This window comes from Rhodosalinus sp., assembly GCF_046542825.1.
In the GTDB taxonomy this organism is placed as follows: domain Bacteria; phylum Pseudomonadota; class Alphaproteobacteria; order Rhodobacterales; family Rhodobacteraceae; genus Rhodosalinus.
The window spans coordinates 21,131-42,186 of the sequence record NZ_JBKHAQ010000010.1 but is presented as its reverse complement, the minus strand read 5'-3'; the positions used below and the strand labels follow the sequence as shown (position 1 = coordinate 42,186).

The 21,056-nt window shown below is 68.9% G+C and carries 20 protein-coding genes; 8 read left to right on the top strand and 12 right to left on the bottom strand.

Features of this window, described 5'->3' with window-relative positions:
- From ACLFOB_RS02800 to ACLFOB_RS02790, 3 genes are all read right to left on the bottom strand, one after another.
- Positions 1 to 136: acyl-CoA dehydrogenase family protein (locus tag ACLFOB_RS02800; protein WP_410924747.1), on the bottom strand; the 136-nt coding region annotated here is incomplete at its 3' end.
- 62 nt (positions 137 to 198) lie between these two features.
- Entirely contained in the window at positions 199 to 1,326 is a 1,128-nt protein-coding gene (locus ACLFOB_RS02795; protein WP_410916197.1) for a carboxylate-amine ligase, read from the bottom strand.
- A 94-nt stretch (positions 1,327 to 1,420) separates the two neighbouring features.
- Positions 1,421 to 2,923, bottom strand: coding sequence for a CoA-acylating methylmalonate-semialdehyde dehydrogenase (locus ACLFOB_RS02790; RefSeq protein ID WP_410924741.1), 1,503 nt, complete (start codon positions 2,921 to 2,923; stop codon positions 1,421 to 1,423).
- A gap of 166 nt (positions 2,924 to 3,089) precedes the next feature.
- Between ACLFOB_RS02790 and ACLFOB_RS02785 the strand changes: the two genes are divergently transcribed.
- Together ACLFOB_RS02785 and coaD are read left to right on the top strand one after the other, a co-directional pair.
- Complete coding sequence (locus ACLFOB_RS02785; protein ID WP_410916199.1) at positions 3,090 to 3,524, top strand: CBS domain-containing protein; 435 nt, start codon at positions 3,090 to 3,092, stop codon at positions 3,522 to 3,524.
- 148 nt (positions 3,525 to 3,672) lie between these two features.
- Positions 3,673 to 4,167: a pantetheine-phosphate adenylyltransferase gene (gene coaD / locus ACLFOB_RS02780; protein WP_410916200.1), complete on the top strand. Its 495-nt coding sequence runs from the start codon at positions 3,673 to 3,675 to the stop codon at positions 4,165 to 4,167.
- A gap of 145 nt (positions 4,168 to 4,312) precedes the next feature.
- On the opposite strand, the gene ACLFOB_RS02775 is transcribed toward coaD, so the two are convergent.
- The 3 genes from ACLFOB_RS02775 to tkt form a co-directional block, all read right to left on the bottom strand.
- Positions 4,313 to 4,456, bottom strand: coding sequence for a glyceraldehyde-3-phosphate dehydrogenase (locus tag ACLFOB_RS02775; protein WP_410916201.1), 144 nt, complete (start codon positions 4,454 to 4,456; stop codon positions 4,313 to 4,315).
- Between the two features lie 18 nt (positions 4,457 to 4,474).
- A complete protein-coding gene (gap, locus tag ACLFOB_RS02770) occupies positions 4,475 to 5,479 on the bottom strand; it encodes a type I glyceraldehyde-3-phosphate dehydrogenase (RefSeq protein ID WP_410916202.1) in 1,005 nt (334 codons plus the stop codon).
- Positions 5,480 to 5,677: 198 nt separating this feature from the next.
- Complete coding sequence (gene tkt, locus ACLFOB_RS02765; protein ID WP_410924739.1) at positions 5,678 to 7,693, bottom strand: transketolase; 2,016 nt, start codon at positions 7,691 to 7,693, stop codon at positions 5,678 to 5,680.
- A 197-nt stretch (positions 7,694 to 7,890) separates the two neighbouring features.
- Here tkt and ACLFOB_RS02760 point away from each other — a divergent pair, with 197 nt between their 5' ends.
- Both ACLFOB_RS02760 and ACLFOB_RS02755 read left to right on the top strand, forming a co-directional pair.
- A complete protein-coding gene (locus tag ACLFOB_RS02760) occupies positions 7,891 to 8,433 on the top strand; it encodes a hypothetical protein (protein ID WP_410916205.1) in 543 nt (180 codons plus the stop codon).
- Positions 8,433 to 8,849 carry a cell division protein ZapA gene (locus ACLFOB_RS02755; protein ID WP_410916207.1) on the top strand — a complete coding sequence of 139 codons (417 nt, stop codon included), beginning with the start codon at positions 8,433 to 8,435 and terminating at the stop codon, positions 8,847 to 8,849. Before ACLFOB_RS02760 ends, ACLFOB_RS02755 begins: the two co-directional genes overlap by 1 nt.
- Here the strand turns inward: ACLFOB_RS02755 and ACLFOB_RS02750 are convergent.
- The 3 genes from ACLFOB_RS02750 to ACLFOB_RS02740 all read right to left on the bottom strand — a co-directional run bounded on the left by ACLFOB_RS02750 (position 8,846) and on the right by ACLFOB_RS02740 (position 13,219).
- Positions 8,846 to 9,466 carry a Hint domain-containing protein gene (locus ACLFOB_RS02750; RefSeq protein ID WP_410924737.1) on the bottom strand — a complete coding sequence of 207 codons (621 nt, stop codon included), beginning with the start codon at positions 9,464 to 9,466 and terminating at the stop codon, positions 8,846 to 8,848. The two genes, ACLFOB_RS02755 and ACLFOB_RS02750, sit on opposite strands and share 4 nt — an antisense overlap.
- Before the next feature lie 278 nt (positions 9,467 to 9,744).
- The gene (locus tag ACLFOB_RS02745) at positions 9,745 to 12,288 is read right to left on the bottom strand and encodes a Hint domain-containing protein (RefSeq protein ID WP_410916211.1); all 2,544 of its coding nucleotides are present in this window, start codon (positions 12,286 to 12,288) and stop codon (positions 9,745 to 9,747) included.
- 724 nt (positions 12,289 to 13,012) lie between these two features.
- Entirely contained in the window at positions 13,013 to 13,219 is a 207-nt protein-coding gene (locus ACLFOB_RS02740; protein ID WP_410916213.1) for a cold-shock protein, read from the bottom strand.
- 426 nt (positions 13,220 to 13,645) lie between these two features.
- On the opposite strand from ACLFOB_RS02740, the gene ACLFOB_RS02735 reads away from it, so the two are divergent.
- Positions 13,646 to 14,125 (top strand): REP-associated tyrosine transposase, encoded by a 480-nt coding sequence (locus ACLFOB_RS02735; RefSeq protein WP_410916215.1) that lies wholly within the window; start codon positions 13,646 to 13,648, stop codon positions 14,123 to 14,125.
- 104 nt (positions 14,126 to 14,229) lie between these two features.
- Here ACLFOB_RS02735 and ettA read toward each other — a convergent pair whose 3' ends face one another.
- Positions 14,230 to 15,885 (bottom strand): energy-dependent translational throttle protein EttA, encoded by a 1,656-nt coding sequence (gene ettA / locus ACLFOB_RS02730; RefSeq protein WP_410916216.1) that lies wholly within the window; start codon positions 15,883 to 15,885, stop codon positions 14,230 to 14,232.
- A 181-nt stretch (positions 15,886 to 16,066) separates the two neighbouring features.
- On the opposite strand from ettA, the gene ACLFOB_RS02725 reads away from it, so the two are divergent.
- Both ACLFOB_RS02725 and dacB read left to right on the top strand, forming a co-directional pair.
- Positions 16,067 to 16,648 (top strand): nicotinate-nucleotide adenylyltransferase, encoded by a 582-nt coding sequence (locus ACLFOB_RS02725; protein ID WP_410924745.1) that lies wholly within the window; start codon positions 16,067 to 16,069, stop codon positions 16,646 to 16,648.
- Between the two features lie 353 nt (positions 16,649 to 17,001).
- Positions 17,002 to 18,495, top strand: a complete 1,494-nt coding sequence (dacB, locus tag ACLFOB_RS02720; RefSeq protein WP_410924735.1) for a D-alanyl-D-alanine carboxypeptidase/D-alanyl-D-alanine-endopeptidase — start codon at positions 17,002 to 17,004, stop codon at positions 18,493 to 18,495.
- Between the two features lie 5 nt (positions 18,496 to 18,500).
- Here the strand turns inward: dacB and ACLFOB_RS02715 are convergent, their stop codons facing one another.
- Positions 18,501 to 18,938 carry a L,D-transpeptidase gene (locus ACLFOB_RS02715; protein ID WP_410918235.1) on the bottom strand — a complete coding sequence of 146 codons (438 nt, stop codon included), beginning with the start codon at positions 18,936 to 18,938 and terminating at the stop codon, positions 18,501 to 18,503.
- Positions 18,935 to 19,360, bottom strand: coding sequence for a tellurite resistance TerB family protein (locus ACLFOB_RS02710; protein WP_410918236.1), 426 nt, complete (start codon positions 19,358 to 19,360; stop codon positions 18,935 to 18,937). The genes ACLFOB_RS02715 and ACLFOB_RS02710 overlap by 4 nt, the downstream gene beginning before the upstream one ends.
- Positions 19,361 to 19,472: 112 nt before the next feature.
- Between ACLFOB_RS02710 and ACLFOB_RS02705 the strand changes: the two genes are divergently transcribed.
- Entirely contained in the window at positions 19,473 to 21,047 is a 1,575-nt protein-coding gene (locus ACLFOB_RS02705) for a lysine--tRNA ligase (protein ID WP_410924733.1), read from the top strand.
- The last annotated feature ends 9 nt before the right edge of the window (positions 21,048 to 21,056 follow it).

The window sequence follows — 21,056 nt, the reverse complement described above, 5'->3', positions numbered from 1 at the left end:
CCACCCTGGGCCAAAGCTCTTTCGGGATCGTGCCCTGCGCCTCCCAGTCGCGCGCATGCGGCGCGATATGCTCCTGCCCGAAGGCATGGGCCATGTCGAAGATGGCCTGCTGCTCCTCGCTCAAGCCGAAATCCATCGCCGTCCTCCTCCCATTGGCCGGGGGTCTAGTTGCCCTTTCTTGCAGGACTTTTGCAAGGCTCAGAGATCGGCGTGAAATTCCTCGATCAGATGGGCGACCACGGCGCGCATCCGGCCCGCGCGATCCGCGCCCGCCGCGCGCGCGGCCTCTGCCACCGCGCGCTGCCGGCTCGACGAGGTGCCGAAGGCCAGAATGTCGCGCAGGCTCTCCAGTTCGGCGCGGCAGCCCAGCGCCGTCGCATCGTCTCCGACCAGCTCGATCAATTCATCAAGAAGCTGCGCGAACGGCTTGACCTCGCCGGCCCCGAAGTCGATCAGCCCTTCCTCGATCCCGTAACGCTGCGCGCGCCAGCGGTTCTCGGCGATCAGGAACGGCTCGTAGATGCGCCAGCGCTGGTTGAGGGCGCGCAGCCGCCACAGCAGCCGCGCCACGCTCTGCACCACGGCGGCCAGCGCCAGCGTGTGTTCGAGCCGCGGCTGCACGTCCATGATCCGCGCCTCCAGCGTCGGGAAGCGGACCGAGGGGCGCAGGTCCCACCAGATCCTGGAGGCGTCCTCGATGATGCCCAGATCGGTCAGCACACCCACCGAGCGCGCATAGTCCTCCCAGGCCGCGAACTGCGGCGGCAGGCCGGTGCGCGGCAGGTTGTCGAAGACCGTCAGGCGGTAGGAGGCGAGGCCGGTGTCCTCGCCCCGCCAGTAGGGCGAGGAGGCCGAGAGCGCCAGCAGATGCGGCAGGAAGTAGGACATCTGCCGCATCGTGTCGATCCGCAGCGTGTCGTCGCCCAGCCCGACGTGCACATGCATGCCGCAGATCAGCATCCGCCGTGCCACGCCGGCAAGGTCGCGGTCGAGCGCGTTGTAGCGCGCCTTGTCGGTGTGGTGCTGCGCCGTCCATTCGCCGAAAGGGTGGCAGGAGACGGCGATCACCGCGAGCCCGTGCTGCGCGGCCTTCGCGGCCACCACCGAGCGCAGGCGCCGCAGGTCGTCCCGCGCCGCGCCCACGTCCGCGCAGACGCGGGTGCCGACCTCGATCTGGCATTGCAGGAACTCCGGGCTGACTTGCCCCTCGAGCGCGGCTGCACAATCATCCACTAGCCCCTCGGGCGCCTCCGCCAGGTCCAGGCTGTCGGAGCGGACGAGCAGATACTCCTCCTCGATCCCGAGTGTGAAGGATGGATCCGGCATGGGCGCTTCTCCAAACGGCCGCGAATTTTCGATCGAAAATTCGCGGCCGGAGCCTGCGCGGCAAGAGAAAACTTTTCGGTCGAAAAGTTTTCGGTCAGTCCATCGCCTTGAAGTGGAACTCGCCGCCTTCCTTGAGACCCGAGGGCCAGCGCGCGGTCACCGTCTTGGTCCGCGTGTAGAAGCGGAAGGCGTCTGGCCCGTGCTGGTTGAGGTCGCCGAAGGCCGATTTCTTCCAGCCGCCGAAGGTGTGGTAGGCCAGCGGCACGGGGATCGGCACGTTGATGCCGACCATGCCCACGTTGACGCGGCTGGCGAAATCGCGCGCGGCATCGCCGTCGCGGGTGAAGATCGCGGTGCCGTTGCCCATCTCGTGGTCCATGGCAAGCCCCAGCGCCTCTTCGTAGCTGCCCGCGCGCACGGTTGACAGCACCGGCCCGAAGATTTCCTCGCGGTAGATGTCCATGTCGGGCGTCACGCGGTCAAAGAGGTGCGGACCCACGAAGAAGCCGCTCTCGTAGCCCTGAAGCTGGAAGTCACGGCCGTCCACGACCAGCTCGGCGCCCTGATCGACGCCGGACTGCACCAGGCCGAGGATCTTCTCCTTCGCCGCGGCCGTCACGACTGGGCCGTAGTCCACGTCACCGCCCGCGGTGTAGGGGCCGACCTTCAGCTTCTCGATGCGCGGCACCAGCTTCTCGATCAGCCGGTCCGCGGTCTCGTCGCCCACGGGCACGGCCACCGAGATCGCCATGCAGCGTTCGCCGGCCGCCCCGTAGCCCGCACCCACCAGCGCATCCGCTGCCTGGTCCATGTCGGCGTCGGGCATGACGATCATGTGGTTCTTCGCCCCGCCGAAGCACTGCACGCGCTTGCCGTTCGCGCAGCCGCGGGAATAGATGTATTCGGCGATGGGCGTGGAGCCGACAAAGCCGATCGCCATGATCCCGGGGTGGTCGAGGATCGCGTCCACCGCCTCCTTGTCGCCGTTGACGACCTGCAGGATGCCCGCGGGAAGTCCCGCCTCTTCCATCAGCTCGGCCAGCATCAGCGGCACCGACGGGTCGCGCTCGGACGGCTTGAGGATGAAGGCGTTGCCGCAGGCGATGGCGGGCGCGAACTTCCACATCGGGATCATGGCGGGGAAGTTGAAGGGCGTGATGCCCGCCACCACGCCCAGCGGCTGGCGCATCGAGTACATGTCGATGCCGGGGCCGGCGCTGTCGGTGAACTCGCCCTTCAGCAGGTGCGGCGCGCCGATGCAGAACTCGACCACCTCGAGACCGCGCTGGATGTCGCCCTTCGCGTCGGGGACCGTCTTGCCGTGCTCGCGGCTCAGCGTCTCGGCCAGCTTCTCCATGTCGCGGTTCAGCAGCCGCACGAACTCCATCAGCACGCGGGCGCGGCGCTGCGGATTGGTGGCGGCCCAGCCGCGCTGCGCCTCGGCCGCGATCCTCACCGCCTCGTCGAGTTCGTCGGCAGAGGCCAGCGGCACGCGCGCCTGCACCTCGCCGGTCGCGGGGTTGAAGACGTCCGCGAAGCGGCCGGAGCGGCCAGAGACGCGCTTGCCGCCGATCCAGTGGGCGAGTTCCTCGGTCATGGGTGTCCCTCCATCCTCCGGTTCGGGCGCGACCATAGCCGCGCCGCGCGCCGGGCGACAGGGGCAATCGCCGCGTGTCCGCGCCGGGCGCCACGCCGCTTGACAGGTCGGGCGCTTTCAAGAGACGCTGAAATATCGCACGGATTGCAAGCCCGGGAGGAGCGCCATGCAGGTCCAGCAGATCCTGAAGCTGAAGGGCGATGCAGGCGTCGTGACCGTTTCGCCTGGCAACACGGTTGCTCACGCGGCAACACTTCTTGCCGACAGACGGATCGGCTCCGTCGTGGTGTCGAACGACGGCAAGCGCGCCGCGGGCATCCTGTCCGAGCGCGACATCGTGCGCGAGATCGCGCGGCAGGGCGAGGACTGCCTGCTGCGCCAGGTCGAGGAGGTGATGACCTGCACCGTCGAGACCTGCGCGCTGACCGAGACCGCCGATCAGGTGCTCACGCGGATGACGGCCGGGCGCTTTCGCCACATGCCGGTGGTGGAGGCGGGCGAGATGGTGGGAATCGTCACCATAGGCGACGTGGTCAAGGCGCGCCTGACCGAGCTCTCGATGGAGAAGGACGCGCTCAAGAGCATGATCATGGGCTACTGAGGGACGGACAGGCGCGGCCGCGCTGATCCCGCTCGTCGTCGCGCGCGACTGATCCGGGCGGTCGAAGGCGCGCCTTTCGCTTGCATTCCGCGTCCTGCTGCGGTTGGGTCCGCGCGACCTCGAACCGGGGGGCAGGGAGGCAAGGCAGATGCGTATCGGGCTCTATCCGGGCACCTTCGACCCGATCACCTACGGGCACGTTGACATCATCCGCCGCGCGGCGCAGCTGGTCGACCGGTTGGTGATCGGCGTGGCGATCAACCGCGACAAGGGGCCGCTCTTCGCGCTGGAGGAGCGCGTCGCGATGATCAAGGCGGAATGCGTCGCGCTCTCGGACGAGACCGGCATCGAGATCGTGGTTCACCCCTTCGAGAACCTGCTGATCGACTGCGCGCGCGACGTGGGCGCGGGCCTGATCATCCGCGGCCTGCGCGCGGTCAGCGACTTCGAATACGAGTTCCAGATGGTCGGCATGAACCGCGCGCTCGACGACACGGTCGAGACCGTCTTTCTCATGGCGGAGGCGCGGCACCAGGCGATCGCCTCGAAGCTGGTGAAGGAAATTGCGCGGCTCAACGGCGACACCTCGAAATTCGTGCCGCCGGCGGTCGACGAGGCGCTGCGCGCGCGGTTCACGGGCTGAGCGGACGAGGCGCTTGATCCCACGGTTGGCGGTGACGGCGGCAGAGGCAGAGGGGGCTGTCTGCCCCGCTCTCGCACCCCCCGGGGGGTATCTTGCGCAAGAGCAGGGATGGAACGGGGCGTGGGGCGGCCTTCCTCCGTGGCGCTCAACGCCAGAAGGCCAGCCATTCGATGAGTGCGTAGAACCGGCGCATGAGAAAGATGAAGCCCGCGCCGTCCAACCACACCTGATCGGCGACGATCGCGGCCAGGATCGCGAGGCCCAGCCCGAGCGCGATGCTGTTGGTCATGGCGTGCGTCCGCCGCGGCTAGTCCGCGAGTTGCCCCATCACCGCCGCCACATCTGCCATGCGCGCGGAGAAGCCCCACTCGTTGTCGTACCAGGCCAGCACGCGGACGGTGCGCCCGCCCACGACCTTGGTCTGTTCGGGCGCGAAGATCGAGGAGGCAGTCGTGTGGTTGAAGTCGATCGAGACCTTGGGCTCGGGGTCGTAGCTGAGCACCGCGCCCATGTGGCCGGCGGCCGCCTCGCGCACGATCTCGTTGATGTCCTCGGCGGTCACGTCCTTCGACGCCTCGAAGGTCAGGTCCACGGCCGAAACATTGGGCGTGGGCACCCGCATCGCGGAGCCGTCGAGCCGGCCCCTGAGTTCCGGCAGCACCTCGCCGATGGCCTTGGCGGCGCCGGTCGAGGTGGGGATCATCGCCATCGCGGCGGCGCGCGCGCGGTAGAGATCCTTGTGCCGCCGGTCGAGGGTGGGCTGGTCGCCCGTGTAGCTGTGGATCGTGGTCATGATCCCGCGCTCGATGCCGACGCCCTCGTGCAGCACCTTGGCCAGCGGCGCGAGGCAGTTGGTGGTGCAGGAGCCGTTCGAGATCATCCGCTCGCCGGCCAGAAGGTCGCGGTGGTTCACGCCGAAGACCACGGTGCGGTCGACGTTCTTTGCAGGCGCCGAGATCAGCACCTTTTTCGCGCCGCGCGCGAGGTGGATGTTGGCCTTTTCGCCGTCGTTGAACTTGCCGGTGCATTCCAGAACCACGTCCACGCCCTCCCAGTCGAGCTCGGCGGGGTCGTAGGTTGAGAAGACCTGCATCGGGCCGCGGCCGATGTCCATGGTGTCGCCCGCGACCTTCACTTCGCCGCCGAAGCGGCCGTGCACGCTGTCGTAGCGCAGCAGATGCGCGTTCGTCTCGATGGGGCCGGTGGCGTTGATCCGGACCACCTGCACGTCGTTGCGCGCGGCCTCTGCGATATGGGCCAGCGTGCAGCGGCCGATGCGGCCGAATCCGTTGATTCCGAGCGTCACGGTCATTGGGGTCGTCTCCTGCGCTGCGCCTCGGCGCCCGTATAATCGGGCGGCGCCTGCGGGGCAAAGGAATTGGGCCTTTCCCTCGGGATGTTAGCGTTAAATCGCGAGCGGAGCTCTGCGGCCGGGACCAAGGGCCTTGCAAGGCCCTTGGCCGCCCGCGCGCGCGGGCGGAAAGGCGCTTTCAAGCGCCTTCCCCGGCGCTCAGAGCAGCGCCTTGACCCGCTCCGCCACCGCCTCGGGCGTGATGCCGAACTTCTCGAACAGCACCTCGGCGGGTGCGGAGGCACCGAAGCTCGCCATGCCCACGAAATCCGCCTTCGCCTCGCGCCCCCGCTCGCCCATCAGCCAGCGGTCCCAGCCCTGCCGGACGCCCGCCTCGACGCCGACGCGCACCGCGCCGCCGGGCAGCACGCGGCGGCGCCAGCTTTCGTCCGCTTCGGCGAAAAGCTCCATGCAGGGCATCGAGACGACGCGGGTGCCGATGCCCTCGCCCTCGAGCCGCTCCTTCGCGGCGAGGGCCACATGCACCTCCGAGCCGGTGGCGATCAGGATGGCCTGCCGCTTGCCCTCTGCCTCGGCCAGCACGTAAGCGCCGCGCGCGGCGAGATTCCGTGCGGAATGCGTCAGCCGCACCGCGGGCACGCCCTGACGGGTCAGCGCCAGCACCGAGGGGCGGTCGCCCTGGGTCAGCGCGACCTCCCAGGCCTCTGCCGTCTCGACCAGGTCGGCGGGGCGGAACAGCAGCGTGTTGGGCGTGGCGCGGTGGATCGCCAGGTGCTCGACCGGCTGGTGCGTGGGCCCATCCTCGCCCAATCCGATGGAATCATGCGTCATCACATAGACGACCGGCTGCTTCATCAGCGCCGAGAGCCGGATCGCGGGGCGCGCATAGTCGGTGAAGGCCATGAAGGTGCCGCCGTAGGGACGCAGCCCGCCGTGCAGCGCCATGCCGTTCATCGCCGAGGCCATCGCGTGCTCGCGGATGCCGTAGTGCAGGTAGCGCCCGTCCCGGTTCCCGGCCGTGAAGACGCCCAGGTCGCCGGTGCGCGTGTTGTTGGAGCCGGTCAGGTCGGCGGAACCGCCGAAGGTTTCCGGCATCACGGTGTTCACTGCCTCGAGCACCGTTTCCGACGCCTTGCGCGTGGCCATCTTCTGCGGCTCTTCCGCCGCCGCTTTCTTCAGCTTGCGCAGAGCCCCGGCGAGCTGGCGGGGTGCCTCGCCCGTCGCGCGGCGGTCGAACTCGGCGCGCTTGCCCTTGCCCAGCGCGTCCAGCCGCCGGGTCCAGTCCGCGCGCGCCTCTGCGCCGCGGCGGCCGACCTCTTCCCACCAGCCCTTGACGTCTGCCGGCACCTCGAAGGGGCCGTGCTCCCAGCCGTAGGCGGCCTTGGTGTCGACGACCACCTGCGGGTCGGTCAGCGCGCCGTGGCCCTTGGCGGTGTCCTGCGCGGCAGAGCCCAGCGCGATATGCGTCTTGCAGGCGATGAGCGAGGGAAGCGGGCTGTCCTTGGCGGCCCGGATTGCCGCATCCACCGCCTCGGGGTCGTGGCCGTCAACCGTCTGCACATGCCAGCCCGACGCGGCGAAGCGCGCCAGCTGGTCGGTGCGGTCGGCCATCGCGACCGGGCCGTCGATCGTGATGCCGTTGTCGTCGAAGAAGACGATCAGCTTCGACAGCCGCAGGTGGCCTGCCAGCGTCAACGCCTCCTGGCTCACGCCTTCCATCAGGCAGCCGTCGCCGGCGATGACCCAGGTGTGATGATCCACGATCTTTGCGCCGAAACGCGCGCGCAGCGACTCCTCGGCGATGGCGAAGCCCACCGCGTTGGCGAAGCCCTGGCCCAGCGGGCCGGTCGTGGTCTCGATGCCCTGCGCCAGGAAATTCTCGGGGTGGCCCGCGGTTCTTGCGCCCCACTGGCGGAAATTGCGGATCTCGTCGAGCGTGATCTCACGCGAGCCGGTCAGGTAGAGCAGCGCGTAAAGCAGCATCGAGCCGTGCCCGGCCGACAGGATGAAGCGGTCGCGGTCGGGCCAGTCGGGCGCCGCCGCGTCGAACTTCATGTGCTTCGAGAACAGCACCGTGGCCACGTCCGCCATGCCCATCGGCATGCCGGAGTGACCCGAGTTTGCCGCGGCGACGGCGTCGAGCGTCAGTGCACGGATGGCGGCGGCACGGCGCCAGTGATCGGGATGGGCGGCACGAAGCGCTGCAATGTCCACGGGGAGATCCTTGGTCTGGGGCGCGGTTGGTCGCTTCTCTATCAGAAGGTGGGCGAGTTCAAGCGCGGCGCATAAGCCCTTGAGCGGCAAGGGGGCGCAATTTCCCGATGGCTCGGCTACACTCGGCGCGTCACGCCGCGCGGGCGATTCGTGTTCTGCCGGGGAGCGGCGCGGCGCAGGTCAGGGAGGACGCAGAGATGTCCGAGATCGAGCAACTCGAATCGCGTATAGCCGCCGCGATGGAACGGATCGGCATCGCCATGGACCGCCTCGCCGAAGCGGCCGCGGCGCCACCCTCAGCGCCGGAGATCGACCCCGAGGAACTGGCCGCGCTGCGGACGCAGCTCGACGAAGAGCGCACTGCCAATGCCCAGCTGGAGGCGCGCGTGCAGGCGATCCGCGACCGGCAGGAGACACGGGTCGCCGCGCTGCACCGCGAGGTCGAGGAGCAGAAGGCGGCGCTGGCGCAACTCGATGCCGAGGTGCAGGGGGTGCGTCGGGTCGCGCGACAGCTTCGCGAGAACAACGCGGCGCTGCGGCAGGCCAACGAGCAGGGTGTGGGGGATCCCGACCTGATCGATGCCGGGATGCGCGCCGAGGTCGAGGCCCTGCGCGCCGAGCGGGCGACGGAGAGTGCCGAGGTCGCGGCCATCCTCGCGGTGCTCGGCCCGCTGGCGGAGCAGGCCCTGGCCGGAGAGGCGGGGCCGGACCGGGCGGCCGAAGAACAGGAGGCAGGGTGATGCCGAATGTCGAGATCGAGATCGGTGGGCGCAGCTTCGAGGTCGCCTGCCAGGAGGGCGAGGAACACTACCTGCTGAGCGCGGCCCGGATGCTTGACGCCGAGGCCGGCGTCCTCGTCGACCAGATCGGCCGCCTGCCCGAGGCGCGGATGCTGTTGATGGCCGGTCTGATGCTGGCCGACAAGACAGCCGGGGTAGAGGACCGCCTGCGTGAAGCCGAAGAGAAGCTTGCTGCACAGGCCGCCCGGATCACCGAACTGGAGGCGCAACAGCCGACCGAACCGGAGCGGGTCGAGGTGCCGGTCGTGCCGGACACGGTCACCCGAACGCTGGCCGAACTTGCCGCGCGCGCCGAAGCCCTGGCAGAGGTTGCAGAAGCGCGCGCGGCGCAGGCAGCGACGGATCCGGCGGACTAGCCCGCATTGGCGGCGGTGGCCGCCGGACGCGCCGTGGCGGCCGCGGTCAGCCGGCCGCGCAGGGTCACGAGTTCGGGGAAAAGCCGAAGCAGTTCCTGGCGCATGGGGCTTGCGGGGTCGTCCATCTCGGGCGTCCCGGGATGCGCCGCCTCGATCCAGGCGCCGTTGACGCGGATTGCGCCGGCCGCTGAAAGGATCGGATGCACATAGAGGACATCGCGGGGCGCGATCTGCTCGACGCCCGGTATGAAGGTGAGCTGCACGGCCGCGACGGCAATCTCCGCGGTTCCGAACCACGTCCCCGCCCGCGGATCCGAAAACCGCACGCGCTGCTCGGGTGACAGCAGCAGGTCACGGGCCGGAATGTTGTCGCCCAGCGCGCCGCGCCGGATCCATACGGGCGAGAGCCGCGGTGCCGCCGCCAGCCGCGCGGCCGTGATCCGGCGCCTGCCCAGCCAGATCACCGTTTCCGGCGACCCGGCCGCTGTCGAGAGTGCGTCACCCGTGCCCAGTGCCTGCAGCGACACGGGACCGGCTTCGCCGGCGAGAATGGCGTGGACCGGGGGGAGCGATGCGCCCTCGCCGGATGCGCTTGGCAGTGGCAATGCAATCGGCATGTTTCCGTTCCTGTTGGGTCCGTCCTGTTCCGGACTGTGCCCCGTTGCGCCGCGAGGGCCAGACCGGGATGTCTGGCCGGAGAGCAGCGGCGCCTTGGCGCGACCGCTCCCCGGCGGTTAGGGCGCAGGCGCCAGCCCCCTGGACGCCCGGCCTTGACGAGGGGCATCGCGCCCTCCGCCATGGGTGACGCCGGCGCGATCCGGTCGCGCTGGCGTCGCTGCATTTGAAAGGGACCGCCGCGCGCGATGACTCCGCACGCCGCGGTCCTCGGACGCGATCACTTGGCGAGCAGGCTCGCTTCGTGCTTTTTCAGCACGCGCCGGGCCGCGCCGAAGCCACCGGCCACGGTGCCCTCGCGCTCGAGCTCCGGGAAGAGCTCGAAGATCTCCGCGCGCTGGGCGTTGCCGATGCCCTGCAGGCTGTGATCGCCAGGCTGGAAGCTTTCGGTCCAGGCGCCGTTCGACAGCACGACCTCGTGACGTTCGAACATGAAGTGCACATAGGTCACCCCGAGGCTCGTCACCTCGTCGACGCCTTCAAGCCCGGTCAGATGCTTGGCCGCGACCAGCACCTCGCTCTCGTCGAAGTAGAGCGCGGTCTTGTCGTTGGCGACCAGAACCCGGTGGTTCGGGCTGACCAGCAGATCCTGCTCGGGCAGTCCGTTGCCCAGCGACCCGGCCTGGATCAGGATCGGCCGCAGATGCGGCATCCGTGCCAGCTGATGCCCGGTCAGTGCCTTGGTGCCGGTCCAGGCGATTTCCTGGATGCCGTTGTCGCGGGTGATGATCCGGTCGCCGGCCTTCAGGTCCTCGACCAGCCGCTCGCCGCGCGGGGTGGCGATGACCGTGCCGGGGGTGAAGCAGATGATCTCCTCGATGTTGGTGAAGGTCGCCGTGCCGCTCACGGCGCCGCCGGGAGAGTCGAGGAATTCCACGGTCCCGTCGCGCCCGTCGCCTTCGGCGTCCGGCACCAGGTCGGTCAGCCGGAAGGGGCCCACGCCGCGCAGGTCGAGCGTGTCGAAGTCGTCGCCGCCGCCGCCGCCGGCGATCACGTCGCCAGCGTCGGCACCGATGAACAGGTCACGGTCGTCGCCGCCCTCGAGAAGGTCCGCACCGTCGCCACCGATAAGGGTGTCATTTCCCTCACCGCCAAGGATGGTGTCGTTGCCCGCGCCGCCTTCGGCCGAGTCGTCGTCGATCCCGAGGTCGATCATGTCGTCGCCGTCGCCACCCAGAACGGTGTCGTCGTCGTCGCCGGTCAGGATGGTGTCGTTTCCGGTGCCACCCTCGACATGGTCGCGGTCGTTGTCGGGCACGGGATCGGTGGCATCGGGCTCGTTCGGGAAGAGCGCGCCGGAGACTTCGCCGCGGGCGTCGATGAAGTCGTGGCCTTCGCCGCCGTAGAGGCTGTCAGAGCCGTGCGCGCCGATGATCGAGTCGTCGCCGGTGCCGCCCTCGATGCTGTCGTCGTCGATGCCGCCATCGAGCGTGTCGTTCCCCGCGCCGCCCAGGATCGTGTCGGCGTCGTCTCCCCCCTCGATGTAATCGTTGCCGTCGCCGCCATCGACCAGGTCGCGCCCGTCGTCGGTGTTGGGGTCGCTCAGAACGCCCGGGAAGCCCGGCAGCGGAAGGTTCGGGTCGTCGCCGACATAATCGGAGAAGGTGTCGGTGCCGGCGATGATCGTGTCGTCGCCATCGCCGCCGCTGATCGTGTCGGCGCCCTGCACGTCGGTGATCGAGTCGTTGCCGACGCCGCCTTCGATGCTGTCGTCGTCGATGCCGCCCTCGATCGTGTCGTCCCCCGCGCCGCCCAGGATGGTGTCGCGGTCGTCGCCGGCCGAGATCGAGTCGTTGCCGTCGCCGCCTTCGACCAGGTCGCGGTCGTCTTCGGGGTCGGGATCGACGGGCGTGCCGGGAAAGACCTCCTCGTCGATGATGCCAAGCCCGCCACCGGCGCTGTTGCCGGTCTCGATGACATCATCGCCGTCGCCGCCGTAGACCGTATCCGACCCCTCGCCGGCGATCACCGTGTCGTCGCCCTCGAAGGCCTCGACGATGTCGTCGTCCGGTCCGTTGCCGGGGAAAATGTTGTCATCGTTGTCGATGCGGTCGCCCTCGGGATCGCCGTCGTAGCCAAGGTCGATCATGTCGTCGCCGGGGGTGCCCTCGACGATCCCGTTCAGGTCGCCGCCGCTGTCGGTGGTCTCGAAGTGAATGTCGCTGACGAAGACGCGCTGTCCCGCATCGGCGCCGTTGTTGTAGTCGAACTCCAGGCGCGAGACCGGCCCCGCCACCTCGACCAGCGCCGAAGCCTCCGGGTCGGAGGGCTCTAGATTGTCGCCCGTGCCCGTCATCGTGTTGCCCGACACCGACACGCCCGAGCCGGGCGTGATGCTGACCGGGATCTCGTTGTCGTCGCTGTCGTAGGCGCGGACCGTGATGATGTCCTCGTGAAGCCCGTCGCCCTCACCGGGCGCGTCCGGATCGGTGCCGGTGTCGATATCGGAAATGCGGAACGACACGTTCTGCACCGAGTCGCCGAATTCCTGATCGTTGGACGCGAAGCTGATCGTCGTGGTCGAGACGTCCTGTTCCCCGCCGTCCGGGTTGCGGCCACCGGCGAGCTTCAGGCCGGTGGCGTCGTCGAAGGGCTCGCCTGGCGCGGTGTACTGGCTTACGCCGACATAGAACGCGCCGCTATCATTCCACTCCGAGGTGTAGTTGACCGTCGCGACGATGCCGCCCGTGTCGACGGTCTCGGTCGGTTCCAGGCGATAGTTCAACGGGCCCACCAGGCTCCAGTCGAGAACGCGATCAGGCATCTTTTCATCCCTTCCACGAAGCCGGGCCAGCCGCATGGGCATCGGCCCGGGTGGCCGGAGGGTCCCGGCCGACTACCATTTCCGCCACGCCCCGCAGACTCTGTCCGGTCAGGCGCCTATCCTGCCGGGACGATGCACGCGCACCGGCGACGGCTGTGCATCCGAAGACGCAAAGCGAGCGTTTTTCGGCGGCCGCCCCCGTGGCCAGCAGACTTTACCCCCCAGTCGGGCTCCATTTGTGTAGCCGCAAGCCACTGCTCAAAAAAGAAGAAAAATGGCCATATTCGGACAACCGCAAGGAGAGAGACGGGGTCGGAGGGGGAGCCTCGCGAGAAATTGTTTCCAGTATCGGACACCGCCGCGGAGCCGGATAGGACACTGACGCTGCGTCATCAGGTCGGGCGGGGGAGGATGTTCCGCAATCGGCCGCTCGATTGTCGGGGCTGCGGAAACAGTGAAACCGGTCGAAATCAGGCTGAAATTGTGGCGGAACCGGGTGACGCCGTTGAGCGCATGGGTCCAATTCGTCCAAGCCGGGCGCACTGATCGCGCAACGGCGCCCGGACGGATGCGAATCACACCTGCCGCGGATGGGTGGCAGGGCGCAGGTGCGGCCCGGGGGCTGCCGCGCCGGGCGGGGCGGGCATGAAAAAGAGGGGTGGGCACGAAAAAGGGCGCGGCGGATTTCTCCGCCACGCCCCTCATGTCGTCCGGTCGGGTCGGATCAGGCGAGGGCGAGGTTGGTCGCCGACTCGCGGCCGTCGCGGCCCGACTCCACGTCGTAGGTCACCTTCTGGTCATCGGCGAGGCCGGTGAGGCCTGCGCGCTCGACAGCCGAGATGTGGACGAAGACGTCCTTGCCGCCCGTCTCGGGTGCGATGAAGCCGAAGCCTTTGGTGGTGTTGAACCATTTCACGGTGCCATTGGCCATGTCCGTGGTCTCCTTCTTGGGCGCTGCCCGCGACATGCGGCAGCCTGGCGTCAGTCGTCCGTGTCGATGTACTGAGCGCCGGTAAGGGAGACAGCTGGTCGAGTGGAGTAACGTTAGCCCTTGTGTTCTGACAGGTCCGGGGCGGCCTGGCAAGCGAAATCGTGAACCCCGCGCGCGCAGGCGATTGTCACGCAGCGTCAACTCTGTCATCGGAGGACACCGGCGCATCCCGCCCCGGCAGGGAAGGACAGCCCCATGGGCTACAACGATTTCGTCGACGCCCGAAAGACGCCCCGGCCGCCCCCGACGCCCAGGCCCGAGACCCCGGCGAAACCGGCCGGCAAGGAGCCGGGCGTGGCGTAGGGTGCGTGATCTCACGCACCGATCTTCATGCGCCGTTAAACGCAGTTGGGCCATGCAGAGCCCATGCCGAACTACAAGCGTCCCCGCGTTCCCGGCGCCACCATCTTCTTCACCGTCGCCCTGCGAGAGCGGGGCGATGACCTTCTCGTGCGCGAAATCGACCGCTTGCGTGACGCGGTGCGCAAGACAAGAGCAGAGCGCCCTTTCCGCATCGACGCCTGGGTGGTGCTGCCCGACCATCTCCACGCCGTCTGGACGCTGCCGGAGGGCGAGGCGGACTTCTCGACCCGCTGGCGGCTGATCAAGGCGCGCTTCTCCCGCGGACTCCCGCGCGGGCCGCGGCGGCCAAGCGACCTTGCCCGCAACGAGCGCGCGATCTGGCAGCGCCGGTTCTGGGAACATCACGTGCGCGGTGCGGCCGATCTCGCGGCCTGCAAGCGGTATTGCCACCTTAATCCGGTCAGACACGGGCTGGCCGAGACGCCGGAGGCGTGGCCATTCTCCACCGTTCACCGTGAAATCCGGCACGGACGATGGCCGTAGGGTGCGTGATGTCACGCACCTGATCCGGCAACGTGGTGCGTGCGAGCACGCACCCTACGAAAACCCCGGCGTGTGAGGCGGGCGTTTCCGCCCATCCCCTCACCTCACCTCGCAAACTTCTTGTACTTGATCCGCTTCGGCTCCACCGCGTCCGCGCCCAGGCGGCGCTTCTTGTCTTCCTCGTAGTCCGCGAAGTTGCCCTCGAACCATTCGACATGCGCCTCGCCCTCGAAGGCGAGGATATGGGTGCAGATGCGGTCGAGGAAGAAGCGGTCGTGGCTGATGACCACGGCGCAGCCGGCGAAATCGGCGATGGCGTCCTCGAGCGCGCGCAGCGTCTCCACGTCGAGGTCGTTGGTCGGCTCGTCGAGCAGCAGGACGTTGCCGCCCTCCTTCAGGAGCCGCGCCATGTGCACGCGGTTGCGCTCGCCGCCCGACAGCAGGCCCACCTTCTTCTGCTGGTCGCCGCCCTTGAAGTTGAAGGCGCCGACATAGGCGCGGGAGTTGATCTCCGCGTCGCCCAGCCGGATCACCTCCTGCCCGTCGCTGATCGCCTCCCAGACGGTCTGGGCAGGGTCGAGCGCATCGCGCGTCTGATCGACGTAGGAGAGTTTGACAGTGTCGCCGTAGTCGATCCGCCCCGCATCGGGCTGTTCCTGCCCGGTGAGCATGCGGAAAAGCGTGGTCTTGCCCGCCCCGTTCGGCCCGATCACGCCGACGATGCCCCCCGGCGGCAGCGAAAAGCTCAGGTCCTCGATCAACAGCTTGTCGCCATGCGCCTTGCGCAGCTGCTCGACCTCGATCACCTTGCCGCCAAGGCGCGGGCCGTTCGGGATGACGATCTGCGCGCGGCCCACGCGCTCGCGCTCGGACTGGCCGGCCAGTTCCTCGTAGGCCTGGATGCGCGCCTTGGACTTGGCCTGCCGCGCCTTGGCGCCCTGCCGGATCCACTCCAGCTCGCGCGCGAGCGTCTTCTGCTTTGCCTTGTCCTCGCGCGCCTCCTGTTCCAGCCGCTTGGCCTTCTGCTCCAGCCAGTTGGAATAGTTGCCCTCGTAGGGGATGCCGCGGCCGCGGTCGAGTTCGAGGATCCAGCCGGTGATCTCGTCGAGGAAGTAGCGGTCGTGGGTCACGATCAGGATCGTGCCCTTGTAGTCGATCAGGTGCTGTTGCAGCCAGGCGATGGTTTCCGCGTCGAGGTGGTTGGTGGGCTCGTCCAGGAGCAGCATGTCCGGCGCTTCGAGCAGCAGCTTGCAGAGCGCCACGCGCCGCTTCTCGCCGCCCGAGAGGCTGTCGACGCTGGCGTCGTCGGGCGGGCAGCGCAGCGCCTCCATGGCCTGATCGACCTTGCTGTCGAGATCCCAGAGCCCCTCGCCGTCGATCTCGTCCTGGAGCTGCGCCATCTCCTCGGCGGTCTCGTCGGAGTAGTTCATGGCCAGCTCGTTGAAGCGGTCGAGCTTGTCCTGCTTGGTCTTGACCCCCTCCATCACGTTGCCGCGCACGTCGAGCGCGGGGTCCAGCTCGGGCTCCTGCGGCAGGTAGCCCACGGTCGCGCCCTGCGCCGCCCAGGCCTCGCCGCTGAAGTCGTTGTCGATGCCGGCCATGATGCGCAGAAGCGTCGACTTGCCCGCGCCGTTCACGCCGACCACGCCGATCTTCACGCCGGGCAGGAAATTCAGGCGGATGTTCTCGAAGGTCTTCTTGCCGCCGGGATAGGTCTTGGACACGCCGTCCATGTGATAGACGTACTGGTAGCTGGCCATCGGCTGTCGCACCTTTCGGAAAACTGCGGGAATGTCCGCTGCGTGATACTTGAGCGCGCGGGCCGGGGCAATCGGGCGCGCGATTGACTTTCCCGGGCCGCTCGGGTCTGCCTCGCGCGGCGACAGGGCAGGGGATGCGATGGATCGGTCGGGCACGGGGCTGCCGCCGGTGCGGGCGGAGATGCGGGTGGGGCTTCTGGGCGGCTCCTTCGACCCGCCGCACGCGGGGCATCTGCACATCTCCCACGAGGCGCTGAAACGGTTCGGGCTCGACCGGGTGTGGTGGCTGGTCTCGCCCGGCAACCCGCTCAAGCCGCACGGACCCGCGCCGTTGTCCGAGCGCATGGCGGCCGTGCGGGCGCTGGTGGATCACCCGGCGATCGCCGTGACGGATTACGAGGCGCGGGTCGGAACCCGCTACACCGCGGAGACGCTGGGGGAGTTGCGGCGCGCCTGTCCGGGCGTGCGCTTCACATGGCTGATGGGGGCGGACAACCTGGTGCAGTTCCACCGCTGGGAGCGCTGGCGCTGGATCATGCGGACGGTGCCGGTGGGCGTGCTCGCGCGGCCGGGCCTGCGGCTGGCCGCGCAGACCTCGGTCGCGGCGCGCGCGTTCGGCCATGCCCGCCTGCCCGCGGCGCAGAGCCGGCGGCTGGGCGGGGCGGCGGCCCCGGCCTGGTGCTTCGTCAACGTGCCGATGATCGACCTGAGTTCGAGCGCGATCCGGGCGCGGGGCGAGTGGCGGGGCCGCCGGACGGGCTGAAGCCACGCCCGCGCCGAGGATCGGCGCAAGCCTTGCCCAGGTCGGCGCGTCGGGCAACTCCCCGAATACCGTCCACCTCAGCACCACCGCCGCCAGAAGCTGGAAGCGTACGAAAGGAGCAAGGCGCGTGGCCGGCGCCCGGGCATAGGCCGTCAGCAGCAGCAGGGTGCCCGGCATCGAAGCCAGGGTCTGCGGGGCCACCGTGCCACTTGGCGACGACCATAAGCCCGGCGGCCTTCCACACAAAGCCTGCGCCCGGCACGCGCTCGTGAAGCGCGAAAGCGGGAAGGGCGCTTGTCACCCGAGGGCCGCTGCGTTTACCTGCCGCCCGTAGGCGGCGCGAGGTCAGGCGCATGGGACTGGACAGACGGGCATTTCTCACCGGTGCCGCTGCGGCCGCAGCGATGACGGCGCCGCCCGCCGCCGCCGTGCCGCCCGCCGCCTCGTTGCGGCCCCTGGCACGCTCCGGGAACGTCGTCGAACGCGCACTGCCGACCCCGGAGGATCTTGTCGCACGAGCGGGACTGCCGGGGCGCGTGGGCATCGCGCTGACGGACCTGCAGACTGGCACGCTTCTGGAAACCCATGCGCCGGACGAGGCGCTGCCGCCGGCCAGCACGGCCAAGGCGATCAGCGCGCTCTACGCGCTCGAGGCGCTGGGCGCGGATCATCGGTTCGAGACGCGGGTTCTGGCCGCGGGCGAGATACGGGACGGCGTCCTGAAGGGCGACCTGATCCTTGCGGGCGGAGGCGATCCGACGCTCGACACCGACGCGCTGGCCGATCTCGCCGCCGCGGTCAGGGAGGCCGGGCTGCGCGAGGTGCTGGGCGCTTTCCGTGTCTGGGGCGGCGCGCTGCCCAACGAGCGGACGATCGACGATGGCCAGCCGGCCTATGTGGGATACAACCCCGCGATCTCTGGTCTCAACCTGAACTTCAACCGCGTCCACTTTGGCTGGAAACGGGCCGGCAGCGACTACGACGTGACGATGGACGCGCGCTCGGTCCGCCACCGACCCGAGGTGCGCATCGCGCGGATGCAGGTCGAGGATCGCGCCGGCCCCGTCTATACCTACCGGGACGAGGACGGGCGCGATCACTGGAGCGTGGCGCGCGGCGCGCTGGGCGACGAGGGCGCGCGCTGGTTGCCGGTGCGGCGCCCGGCGCTCTACGCGGGCGAGGTCTTCCAGACACTCGCCGGCGCCCGCGGACTGCGCCTGCCTGCACCGGTCGAGGCCGTGGCGCTGCCGGACGGCGCGCAGGTGGTGGCACGCCATGAAAGCGCATCGCTGGACGACATCCTGCGCGACATGCTCGATTATTCCACCAACCTCACGGCGGAGGCGGTCGGCCTGTCGGCAACGCTGGCGCATGGCGCACCCGCCTCGTCGCTCGCTGCCTCGGCCGGGGCGATGTCGCGCTGGGCGGCCGAGGAACTGGGCATGAGAAGCTGCAGCTTCGTGGATCATTCGGGGCTGGGCGACGCCTCGCGCGTCACCGCCGCCGAGTTGGCCGGCGCGATGGTGGCCGCCGGGCGCGCGCGCGGGTTCCAGCCGCTGCTGGAGCGCTACGACGTGCGCGACGAGCGGGGTGCGCCGATGCGCAACACGCCCTTCGAGGTGCATGCCAAGACGGGGACACTGCATTTCGTGAGCACGCTTACGGGCTATCTGGCGTCGCCGGGCGGGCGGATGCTGAGCTTCGCGATCCTCACGGGCGACCTGGGTCATCGTGCGACACTCACGCCCGCGCAACTCGACCGCCCCGCGGGCTCCCGCGCCTGGGCCGGCCGCTCGCGCCGGATGCAGAGCGAGTTCCTGCGCCGCTGGGCCGCGCTCTATGCCTGAAAACGTCAGGGCCGGATAACGATCCGCGTGGCGTCGAAGCCCACCTTGCGCACGAGGTTGAAGAGCAGGCGCGCATTGTCTGGCGCGAGCCGCACGCAGCCCGCGGAGGCCGGGCTGCCCAGGCGCTCGACCTGATCGGTGCCGTGAATCGCGTAGTTGCCGTGAAAGAAGACCGACCAGGGCATCGGCGCGTCGTTGTAGAGCGACGAGCGGTGGTTCGCCGACAGGTGCTCGGGGCGGAAGGTGCCGGTGGGCGTGACCTTGCCCGGACGCGCGGTCGAGACGGGCCAGGTGGCGATCGTCTGGCCGCTGTAGCGCACCGTCATGAGCTGTTCGGAAAGGTCGATGCGCGCCTCGAGTTGGGCGGCGGCCGCGGACACGGCGCAGGCCGCGCCGACCGCGACGGACAGGAGGGCCGCGCGCAGGCTCCTTGCCGCCGTCATCCCCGCATGTGCCGCGCCCTTGCCGCCCGTTCGATCGCAGCGGCATGCAGCCGGTCGATGTTCAGCTCGTAACGGATCTCTTCCAGCAGGCGCAGTTCCGTCTCGCGCAGCATGCCGTCCGCCGCGGCCACATCGCAGGCCAGCGCATAGGCGGTCTCGTAAAGCCGCTCGGGCAGGTTCTCGCGCAGCAGGCCGAACAGCGCGTCGAGCCCGTCCTCCTGCTCGAAGAGGTCGAAGACGACCTGCGCGGCCAGGTTCAGACGATCGATGTCATAGTCGCCGAACACGGGCAGATGGTTCACCTGCGCCTGGATCTTGACCAGCTCGGCGGTGCGAAGATCCTCGTCGCTTGCGGAGACTGCGACCATCAGCGCGACAAGGCAATCCTGCGCGCTCAGGGGGGGCGTGACGGTGTCGTTCATTTTCGGGGTCCGGGGTATGTCCATGGACGACATTATTGACTGTCCGACGCCCCGGCAATAGGTGAGCGGCGCGGGCGGCGCCAGGTCGCGCCGCATCCCCCGGAGGCAACCGATGAGTGACGTGCGACACGCAGCGATGGACGCGAAGGCATGGCCCTTCGAAGAGGCGCGGCGCGTGCTCAAACGCTACGAGAAGGGGCCGCCGGAAAAGGGGCATGTGCTGTTCGAGACGGGCTATGGCCCCTCCGGCCTGCCGCATATCGGCACCTTCGGCGAGGTGGCCCGCACCACGATGATCCGCCGCGCGTTCGAGCGGATCTCGGATATCCCGACGCGGCTGATCTGCTTTTCCGACGACCTCGACGGGATGCGGAAGGTGCCCGAGAACGTGCCCGATCCCGAGGGCTTGCGCGAGCACCTGCAGAAACCGCTGACCAGCGTGCCGGACCCCTTCGGCACGCACGAGAGCTTCGGGCACCACAACAACGCGATGCTGCGCCGCTTCCTCGACGCCTTCGGCTTCGAGTACGAATTTTATTCGGCCACCGAGTTCTACCGCTCCGGCGCCTTCGACGAGATCCTGCTGCGCTGCGCCGAGCGCTACGACGATCTGATGAAACTGATGCTCAAGACGCTCCGCGAGGAGCGGCAGAAGACCTATTCGATCTTCCTGCCGCTGCACCCGGAGACGGGGCGCGTGCTTTACGTGCCGATCAAGCATGTGGATGCGCGCGAGGGCACGGTCACCTTCGACGACGAGCGCGGGCGCGAGTGGACGGTGCCGGTGACCGGCGGCCATGTGAAACTGCAGTGGAAGCCCGACTTCGGCGCGCGCTGGGCGGCGCTGGGCGTGGATTTCGAGATGTATGGCAAGGACCACTCGACCAACACGCCGGTCTACGACGGCATCTGTCGCATCCTTGGCGCGAAGCCGCCCGAGCATTTCACCTACGAGCTGTTCCTCGACGAGAACGGCGAGAAGATCTCGAAGTCGAAGGGCAACGGGCTGACCATCGACGAATGGCTGACCTATGCCTCGACCGAGTCGCTCAGCTATTTCATGTTCCTCAAGCCCAAGACGGCGAAGCGGCTCCATTTCGACGTCATCCCCAAGGCGATGGACGAATATCACCAGCAGCTGCGCGCCTACCCCGACCAGCCGCTGGAAAAGCAGCTGGAAAACCCGGTCTACCACATCCATTCGGGCCACGTGCCGACAAGCGGAATGGTGGTGCCCTTCTCGATGCTGCTCAACCTCGCCTCGGTCTCCTCGGCAGAGGACAGGGAGGTGCTCTGGGGCTTCATCCGCCGCTATGCGCCGGAGGCCAGCCCCGAAAGCCACCCGGACCTGGATCAGGCGGCGGGCTACGCGGTGCGATACTTCAACGACTTCGTGAAGCCGGCGAAGGTCTACCGCGCGCCCACCGATCTCGAGCGCGAGGCGCTGACCGAATTGCGCGACAAGCTCGGCGCATGGGACGGCGCGGCGGACGCCGAAGCGTTGCAGTCGGTCGTCTACGCCGTCGGGCGCGAGCGGTTCGATCCGCTGCGCGACTGGTTCCGCGCGCTCTACGAGGTTTTGCTGGGGGCCTCGCAGGGGCCGCGCTTCGGCGGCTTCATCGCGGTCTATGGCGTGGCCGAGACCGTGGCGCTGATCGACAAGGCCCTCGCGGGCGAACTGGTCTGACGGGGGCGG